Below are 8,097 nucleotides of genomic sequence, written 5' to 3' on the forward strand. Positions count from 1 at the left end.
AAAAATCACTATTTCTGCCCGGTTAAGCAAGCCTCAAAAACGAATCATTTGCAGTATGAAATATGAGGGTTTTACTCTTTTTTTTACAAAATCGGCAGAAAATGGTAAAATACAGGAGTCTATGGAGGTGATATGAATGCGTGCTTTATATACATGGGGATGCGCCGCAGCCATCTGGCTGGTGGCGTCTCTTACCGCGTCTGCCCAGACCCTGTCTATCGGTATGTCGGGAAGTGAAGTTTCTTCCCTGCAGAACGACCTGGTAGCGGCAGGCTATCTTGCACGTACAGTAGATGGAGATTACGGCTCCACCACAAAAGAAGCAGTGGCCTTATTCCAGAAGGCCAAAGGCCTGCCTGTTACCGGCAGGGCTGATGATGATACCCGGGCAGCGATTGAACGGGCCGCCGGAGCGGGCTATCGTCCCGGCGGCGGCGTAGTTTACGCCGAGGGCAACCGGGGCAGCATGATCAGTGACATGCAGGTGCGGCTCCAGGCCGCAGGTTATCTGAAAGGCGGCATTGACGGCGTATACGGTGAAGATACCACCAACGCCGTAAGGGCCTTCCAGAAAGCCAAAGGCATTCCTGTTTCCGGTGTCATTGATGAAATGACCTATGGTGCCCTGAGAAATGAAGATACCTCTTCCGTTTCCTACGAAGGAAGCGGGGAAGAGGAAGGAAGCGGCGACAGAGGATCCTCCCTTTACAGCATCGGTGACAGCGGCAGTGATGTTTCATCGATTCAGCGGAAGCTGAAGAAAATGGGATACTTGGATGGAGCGGTAGACGGCATTTACGGCGGCGATACCGCCTCTGCAGTGAAAGCCTTCCAGAGCGATGAAGGCCTTTCCGTCACCGGCATGGTGAATGGAGACACCCTGTCCCGTATTACCTCTGAATATGCGGCCCAGAGCGGTGAAACTGTGCTTTCCCCGGGAGACTCCGGGAAGAAAGTTATCCGCCTCCAGAACAAACTTCTCCTTCACGGCTATAATCCCGGCAGTGTAGATGGCATTTATGGGGAAGGTACTGCCGAGGCAGTGCGTCAGCTCCAGGCAGAAGAAAATCTGGCCAGAACCGGCATTGCTGACGGTGATGTATGGGACAGACTGGACAGCGCACCCCGCTTTACAGGAAACTATAAAAAAGTATTCCGTATGGAAGCTACCGCCTACACGCCTAATGATGGAGACGGAAGAGGGATGACAGCCATGGGTGCCTATGCAGGCAAAGGCCATGCAGCGGTGGATCCCAATATTATCCCTCTGGGCAGTGAAGTGTATATCGAAGGCTATGGCTATGCCATCTGCGACGATATAGGCGGCGCCATTCATGGAAATATTATCGATGTGGGCGTGGATAATTATGACCAGGCCTACAAATGGGGTATGAAACCCAAAGTGAATGTATATCTGATACGATAAGAAAAGACCGGGCTTCCGGTCTTTTTTGTTCCTATATGGCACCGCCTGCAGAAACGCAGGAAGCCGGGATATGAACTGCCCCTGATGTCACATGAAGGAGAAATGCTGAAAAAGGAAGGGAAATAGGGCACTGCTGTTAAGAACGTTACTGATAATGAGTCATACCACGGATGAAACCATGGAAGCGAAATCTAATGAAGATGCAAAGCAGCAGGCCGTAAAAGAAGAGAATAAAAAATAAGTCCTTGACAATGAGGCCCTTCATAGTGTATCCTTATACAAGTCAGCTATGTGGAGTGATACTCAAGTGGCTGAAGAGGACGGTTTGCTAAATCGTTAGACCGGGTGACCGGTGCGGGAGTTCGAATCTCCCTCACTCCGCCATAAAAAAGCGTCGATGATTCGACGCTTTTTTTATTTGTCAGAAAAGCCATAACCCAGGAGCCTTCCAACGCTTGGCAAAGGGCTATGATGTCAATTCAATGGTAAGCGAACTTAAGCCCCTTCCTGCGTACATGCAGCAAGGAAAGCAAAAACCGGACAGGGCTCAAGCCTTGTCCGGTTCTGATTTATTCCAGATGATATTCCTTATACAGCTTTTCCCGGGCTTCCTTATCTTCCAAAGCCAGCCTGACATCATCGGCGCGGCCCTCTGCCTGCAGCAGTTTCAAAAGCCGGGCAAGCAGTTCAGCACCTTCAGCGCGTCCTTCAGAACGTTCATCCATACTCCATTTTTCCAAATCGGCACACATGGCAGCCACCTCCCTGGGGTTATTTTTATAACGATTGACTGTTTCCTTTAACGGCTCCAGAATCATATCATCCACTTTGGATGAACGAAAATCATTCATCAGCTTACCTATATCATCGGAGCCGCGATAATCTCCATTTACATAAATGATATGTTCTCCGTCATTAAAGGGACGGCTTAATTCTTCGATGATTCGATTGATATGGTAACGGGCCAGTCCCGCCTTGAAAATATCATTTTCTGTAATAAAAATGACATAGCTTTCAGGCAGCTGGTCATAGGTATTTCCTTTTTTCAAGCTGTTCAGATCCAGAAGACTGCTGTTGAAACGGGCTCTTCTGGCACCGGCTCCTTTGTCTGAACGCTGCACCTCGATATCGTATTCAGTTCCGGCAGAGTCAACAGCATGCACGTCCATACGGATTCCATGTCCCAAAAGACTGGGGATCGTGTCCTCTATGGTTACCGATAATACATGAAGATCGGGCTGTTCCATAATGATCCGCAGAATGCATTCTACCGCAGGAATGTTATTCTTGAGACACCGCTTCATGAAATCATCATCCATAAGACGCCATCTTTTGATAATCTGCAGAGCACGCGTATGCCGCCGTTTCTGCAAATCCGATAAGGTCTGTTCGTTCATTGGAGCACCGCCTTTCTCTACTCCTATTATACTTGGAATTCAAAATCGTCACAATGAGGAAATGTTTGGACATCTGTACTAAAAAGGTGCCAGATGGAAGAGATTAGGCTGACCGCTGGTGGTGGGGGGCTTCGCCGCCAGTTATTATAAAACCCTGCAACCGCCCTGTCGGGCGATAGAAATACACCCCTTTTAGCGGCACTATGCCTTATGATACTTATGAGATTTATCAGATAATGGCGGTATCTCCCTTTGGTGGCTGGCGCCAACACCTTTGCCCCGGTGGCACTATGGGTGCTCAGCTCAGAAATCAAAAACTGGACACAGCGGCATGTATCCGGTTTTATTTTATTCCAACACCACCGCTTCCTATCCCACACAAAAAAGGCAGCGCCCTTGATTTCCAGAAGGGGGCTGCCTTTTTCTACCATTTACCATTCTCCCTTACTTGTCATCATGAAAGAGGGGAGAGTCCGGATTCTTTTCGTGCAGGCGGCGGACGAATTTCATCACGTCTCCCTCCGTCACCACCGTATCCCGGAGGCCGTAGCCGTTCCAGAGGGCCTGCTCCCCCGGCGTGAAAGATACGAACACCGACACCGGCACGCCCAGACCCTCGGCAATATCCAGCAGCATATTGAGGGAGATATTCTGGTTGTACTTGCCCCGTTCTACCCGGGACAGCACGGTCTTGCCCAGATGAAGTTTCTGGGAGAGCTGCTCCTGGCTGTAGCCGTGAATCTTTCTCTGATACGCAATTTTTGCGCCAATCTGGCGCATGATGATTTCCCGCTTTGTTTCCATAACCGTTCCTCTCATGTCTTTGACTTCTTTATTATATTATATGATGAAATCGGGGCAGGCATGTCACCTAAATAAGCTAAAAATTTAGCTTCACAAGATAAGAAATGGAAACAGACGGATTCCATGGAGAAATGGAAGCTGCAGGGACGGCGGAAACGGGCGGTTTCTGCCAATGCGCCTCATTATGCTAAAAAATGAGTTAAATAAGATCAAACCTGGGGCTTCCTGGGACGTGATTCATGGGTTATAATTAAGTCATGGGAACATATAAAATATTTATGAGTTAAAACTTCTTGAACGTTACTATCTAATAAGCCTTGATGGGGGTGCTGTCATGTCCGCTTATCTGTGGGAAGAAACGGGAAAAGCAGGTACTATTTCATATAAATCATGGAAAGTCCATGTGCAGGAGGTGTGTCTTCTGCGCATGGGCTTTTTTGCGCCTTTTTTGGCAGAACCCCACCAGCTGTCCATGTGAATGGCTACAATGAAGGAATAAAGGAGGAAATATGGCAGAAGGAGAAAACAAGGGCCAGCGGCTTTTAGGAATATACCACCGCCTATCCCGGGGCGAACTGATTTCCAAGGAAGTGCTGGCCCGAGAGTACGGAGTCACGGAGAAATCCATCCAGCGGGACATCGATGACATCCGGAGCTACCTGGCAGGCGACAGGGACGAAGGGGCAGCGGACATCTGCTACGACAGGCAGGCGAAAGGATACCGTCTGGTGGAGGAGGAAAGCAGATGCCTCACCAGGAAGGAAATCCTGGCCATGGCGAAAATCCTTCTGGAAAGCCGGGCCTTTGCCAAAGAAGAACTCCACACCATTTTGGACAAACTTATTGAAGCCTGTCCCAGAGAAGGGCGCAAGGTAGTGAAAGACATGATACGGAACGAAACTTTCTGCTACGTCCCGCCCCGGCATGGGAAGAAACTGCTGGATGCCCTGTGGGATATTTCCCTTTTCATCAAAAACAGGGAAATCATCCGTTTTTCCTACAAGCGGCAGGACGGGGCAGAAAAAGAGCACACCGCTAAGCCGGTGGCCCTCCTTTTCTCCGAATTCTATTTCTACCTGGTGGCCTACAAAGAAGAGGAAACGGAATTTCCCACCATCTTCCGGGTGGACCGCATAGAAACCATGGAAAAGACAGGGGACCACTTCCAGGTTCCCTACCAGGACCGTTTCAAGGATGGAGAATTTCGGAAACGGGTGCAGTTCATGTACCCCGGCGTCCTGCGCCGGGTCACATTCACCTACAGCGGTCCCTCCGTGGAAGCAGTGCTCGACCGCCTTCCCACCGCCCGCATCCTATCCCATAAAGACGGTATCTATACTTTGACCGCCGAAGCCTATGGCAAAGGACTGGACATGTGGCTGGGCAGCCAGGGAAAATGGGTGAAGGTTTTACAAAGCGAGGAGGTTACATTATGAGCATGAAACTGACAAATATCCACGAAAGAACCTGCCGCTTCTGCGCGTTCTGCAAATACTGGTACGATCCCACCAATTCCGCCATAGAACCGGTAGGCGGCTCCAGCGGATTCTGGCGCTTCGATATGTCGAAGGAAGCACTGTGCATGAAGACCGTGCGGATGAAAAAGAAATCCTGGCAGAGCTGCAGCAAGTATGAATGCAAGATTCCTTACTGAGGAGGGAACATGGGACTATTTGATATATTGAGCTCCGCCGCCGAAGCACTGGCGGATCAGGGAAAACGGGAAAAAGAAAGACGGGAAAGAAGACAGCACCGTTCCAACAGGGAAATCGTGGACATGTACAATGATGCCATGGACGGAGGCAGCAATTACAGAAAGACTGCCCGGGAAAACATCGGCGGAGACAACGGCTGGTATACCTGTCCTCACTGTGGAAGAAAATTCAGGGCCTCCCAGATGGACGTGGACCACATCGTCCCGCAAAGTCGGGGCGGCGGAAGCACCATGGATAATCTCCAGTACCTCTGTCCCCACTGCAACCGCTCCAAAGGAAACCGCACGGACGATACAGAAAAGGACTTGGAGAGAAGAAGAAGAGAACTGCGGGATAGAAATAAGAAAGATACAGACCTGCTGGATGAAATCAGTAGAAATCGGAATCAAAGGTAAGTCTTACTTAAGAGGCATCAGGTAGGAGATTGTGTAATTCCTAGTGTATATGAAAAGGAGTGATTCTTATGGGTTTCTTTAAGTTTAGAATACCAGGAAGAGTGGATGAAAATCCATATTCATTGTTTAATTTGGGGGATAGGGAGACAAGAAGAGAGCGCGAAGAAGACGTGCGCCAAGTCTCAGATACACTGGGAAATTTTATGAACAAGGTGAACAATTTCATTGACTCTGAAGAAAATGTTAAAGACGCAATGGATATTCCTAAAAGAATTGGAGAGAGTCTTTTTTGCAGCATGTCCCCAGAAGAGGCAGAAGAAAAACTTTCAATTGGTGACCACGTGAAATGTAACCGGTCTTTTTATAGTCATCATGCTGTTTATGTAGGAAATGGCTGTGTTATAGAATACAATGATGAAGAGGTCAGAAGATCAACATTGGAAGATTTTGCTGATGGTGATGATATTATATTATGTAACACCGAGAAAGCTTTGTATTCTCCTGAGGAAATTGTAAGGAGGGCAGAGTCACGCTTGGGTGAATGCGACTATAACCTGATTTTAAATAATTGCGATAATTTCGCAACTTGGTGCCGTTGTGGTGGTCCTATGTAGTGAATTATTGTTAGGGAAAAGCTGATCTGAACTATAGTAAACGACATAAATAGCTTTACTTTGAAATAGCGCTTGCATATGTTATACTCTAAATGGAGGAATAGCATATGAATAAGCGGAGGAATAGCGTATGAATAAGCGAAAATACCATACCGACCCTGAAATCCTGCTGGAGCAGGGCAAAGCAATTATGTCGTCAACTGACGAGTCCAAGTTCCATTTCAGAGTGTTTGCTGTTAACATGGTGCTCTCCGGATGCTCTGCTGCAGACATCGGCGCAATGGCCGGCGTCAGCAAAATGGCTGTTTCCGGGTGGGTTAAGACTGCAGATGAAAAGGGATTCGATGCACTCAGGTCCAAAATTCGTCCTGGCAGGCCTAATAAACTTACGGATGAACAACTTAAAGCAATTGATAACGTACTCCAGTCAGATCCCAATGAGCTCGGATATAAAAACTGGGATGGACCAACGCTTGCTTCATATATAAAAAGTACCTATGACATCACGATGAGTGTCCGTCAATGCCAGCGGCTGTTTCATGCCCTTGGTTATTCACTCATTCGTCCTCAGCCGTATCCTTCGAAAGGCTATGAGGATACAGAAGAGCGGAATGACTTTAAAAAAACGATCTGAAATAGAAGAAGACGATACTGCCATCCTTGTTTATCAGGACGAAGTGCATTTCCAGATCCAGACCACTATCACCTGCAGCTGGTTCAAAAAGGGAAGTGCACCTACCGTAAAATCGTTTCCCGGACGTTTCAAGACCTCCTACAGCGGATTTGTTATCCCGGATACAGGAGAATTATTCACTGCAGAGCCGGAAACCTTTAACTACGAGACAACAATTGCTTCCATCCGGGCATTTCTGGAAGCCAGACCATTGCCAAAAGGGAAGCACTATGTACTTGTGATGGATAATGCTCCATGGCATAAGAAAACCATTCGGCTTATTGATACCGAGAAACAGCCGGAGTATTCAGATATCAGGGACAAAGTTACGTTTTTAAAGCTGCCTCCTTATTCACCTGATCTGAATCCAATTGAGCAGGTCTGGCGAAAGACACGGAAGGAAAATACTCACAACACCTTCTTTGCATCGTTGGCAGACCTTAAGGAAACTGTTGATAATGCATTTAAGGCCTGGGCAAAGCCGAATGACCAGCTTAGGTCGTTGTGCAACTTTAAGTAAAGTTACTTTTGTCGTTTACTATAATTATTTGATGACTAACACGGCATATTTTTGTAAAATAGAGAAAAACTAGGAAAGAAGGCATCACCATGAAAAAAGCGGAGAGTTGCAGTGAGGATATGTGGGGAAAAGGTATCAAAGTGCGACGAATTTGTTAAATCCACGGGCAAGACGGTTTTCTTGGAAGAGTGGATTAATAATATTCTTTACTCAAACTTCGCACACGGAAAACATCCCGTATGCCTTGATAAATCAGCTTGAACTGAATGTCGAAAGCCATTCACGCACACTTCTGTGCACGCAGACGACTCATCCAAAGAGCGGGCAGATCGTTCAGGAATCGTTCCAAGAGCGATTCGACCAGCAAGACTTCTGACGGATATTCTGCCCGAAGCTGCTCCGCAAACTCCTGCAACACGAGGCGAAGCGCTTCCATGTACTTCAAGTCCGGAAGCTCATCAAGCCCCAGATAGAAGAGCTCGCCGAGGCTTCGCCCATCCGTGTTCTCACGTTCCTCGACAGCCAGGAGCATATATCGTGTGCAGACGACGGC

General features: G+C 47.9%; 10 protein-coding genes, 1 tRNA gene and 1 pseudogene. 9 read left to right on the forward strand and 3 right to left on the reverse strand.

Going from position 1 to position 8,097, the window contains the following annotated elements; genetic code table 11:
• The first annotated feature begins 136 nt into the window (after window positions 1-136).
• On the forward strand, window positions 137-1,426 hold the full coding sequence (locus tag HMPREF9453_RS08505; RefSeq protein WP_008860140.1) for a peptidoglycan-binding protein: 1,290 nt from the start codon (window positions 137-139) through the stop codon (window positions 1,424-1,426).
• Window positions 1,427-1,719: 293 nt separating this feature from the next.
• Window positions 1,720-1,810: transfer RNA gene (locus HMPREF9453_RS08510), tRNA-Ser, on the forward strand.
• A 185-nt stretch (window positions 1,811-1,995) separates the two neighbouring features.
• On the opposite strand, the gene HMPREF9453_RS08515 is transcribed toward HMPREF9453_RS08510, so the two are convergent.
• Entirely contained in the window at window positions 1,996-2,823 is an 828-nt protein-coding gene (locus HMPREF9453_RS08515) for a PD-(D/E)XK nuclease family transposase (RefSeq protein WP_008860142.1), read from the reverse strand.
• A gap of 444 nt (window positions 2,824-3,267) precedes the next feature.
• Window positions 3,268-3,627, reverse strand: a complete 360-nt coding sequence (locus HMPREF9453_RS08525; protein ID WP_008860143.1) for a helix-turn-helix domain-containing protein — start codon at window positions 3,625-3,627, stop codon at window positions 3,268-3,270.
• Window positions 3,628-3,961: 334 nt separating this feature from the next.
• Between HMPREF9453_RS08525 and HMPREF9453_RS11960 the strand changes: the two genes are divergently transcribed.
• The 7 genes from HMPREF9453_RS11960 to HMPREF9453_RS08555 all read left to right on the forward strand — a co-directional run bounded on the left by HMPREF9453_RS11960 (window position 3,962) and on the right by HMPREF9453_RS08555 (window position 7,544).
• Window positions 3,962-4,105, forward strand: a complete 144-nt coding sequence (locus HMPREF9453_RS11960; protein WP_156792546.1) for a hypothetical protein — start codon at window positions 3,962-3,964, stop codon at window positions 4,103-4,105.
• A gap of 31 nt (window positions 4,106-4,136) precedes the next feature.
• The gene (locus tag HMPREF9453_RS08530; protein WP_008860144.1) at window positions 4,137-5,063 is read left to right on the forward strand and encodes a helix-turn-helix transcriptional regulator; all 927 of its coding nucleotides are present in this window, start codon (window positions 4,137-4,139) and stop codon (window positions 5,061-5,063) included.
• A complete protein-coding gene (locus tag HMPREF9453_RS08535; RefSeq protein ID WP_008860145.1) occupies window positions 5,060-5,281 on the forward strand; it encodes a hypothetical protein in 222 nt (73 codons plus the stop codon). Before HMPREF9453_RS08530 ends, HMPREF9453_RS08535 begins: the two co-directional genes overlap by 4 nt.
• Window positions 5,282-5,290: 9 nt before the next feature.
• A complete protein-coding gene (locus HMPREF9453_RS08540) occupies window positions 5,291-5,737 on the forward strand; it encodes an HNH endonuclease (RefSeq protein WP_008860146.1) in 447 nt (148 codons plus the stop codon).
• 68 nt (window positions 5,738-5,805) lie between these two features.
• The gene (locus HMPREF9453_RS11095; protein WP_008860147.1) at window positions 5,806-6,351 is read left to right on the forward strand and encodes a lecithin retinol acyltransferase family protein; all 546 of its coding nucleotides are present in this window, start codon (window positions 5,806-5,808) and stop codon (window positions 6,349-6,351) included.
• Window positions 6,352-6,481: 130 nt separating this feature from the next.
• Window positions 6,482-6,985: a helix-turn-helix domain-containing protein gene (locus tag HMPREF9453_RS08550; protein WP_008860148.1), complete on the forward strand. Its 504-nt coding sequence runs from the start codon at window positions 6,482-6,484 to the stop codon at window positions 6,983-6,985.
• Complete coding sequence (locus HMPREF9453_RS08555; protein ID WP_008860149.1) at window positions 6,963-7,544, forward strand: IS630 family transposase; 582 nt, start codon at window positions 6,963-6,965, stop codon at window positions 7,542-7,544. The genes HMPREF9453_RS08550 and HMPREF9453_RS08555 overlap by 23 nt, the downstream gene beginning before the upstream one ends.
• 280 nt (window positions 7,545-7,824) lie before the next feature.
• Here the strand turns inward: HMPREF9453_RS08555 and HMPREF9453_RS12165 are convergent.
• Window positions 7,825-8,097, reverse strand: a pseudogene (locus HMPREF9453_RS12165) (IS4 family transposase); the annotation flags it as partial.

Source organism: Dialister succinatiphilus YIT 11850, assembly GCF_000242435.1.
Taxonomy (GTDB): domain Bacteria; phylum Bacillota; class Negativicutes; order Veillonellales; family Dialisteraceae; genus Dialister; species Dialister succinatiphilus.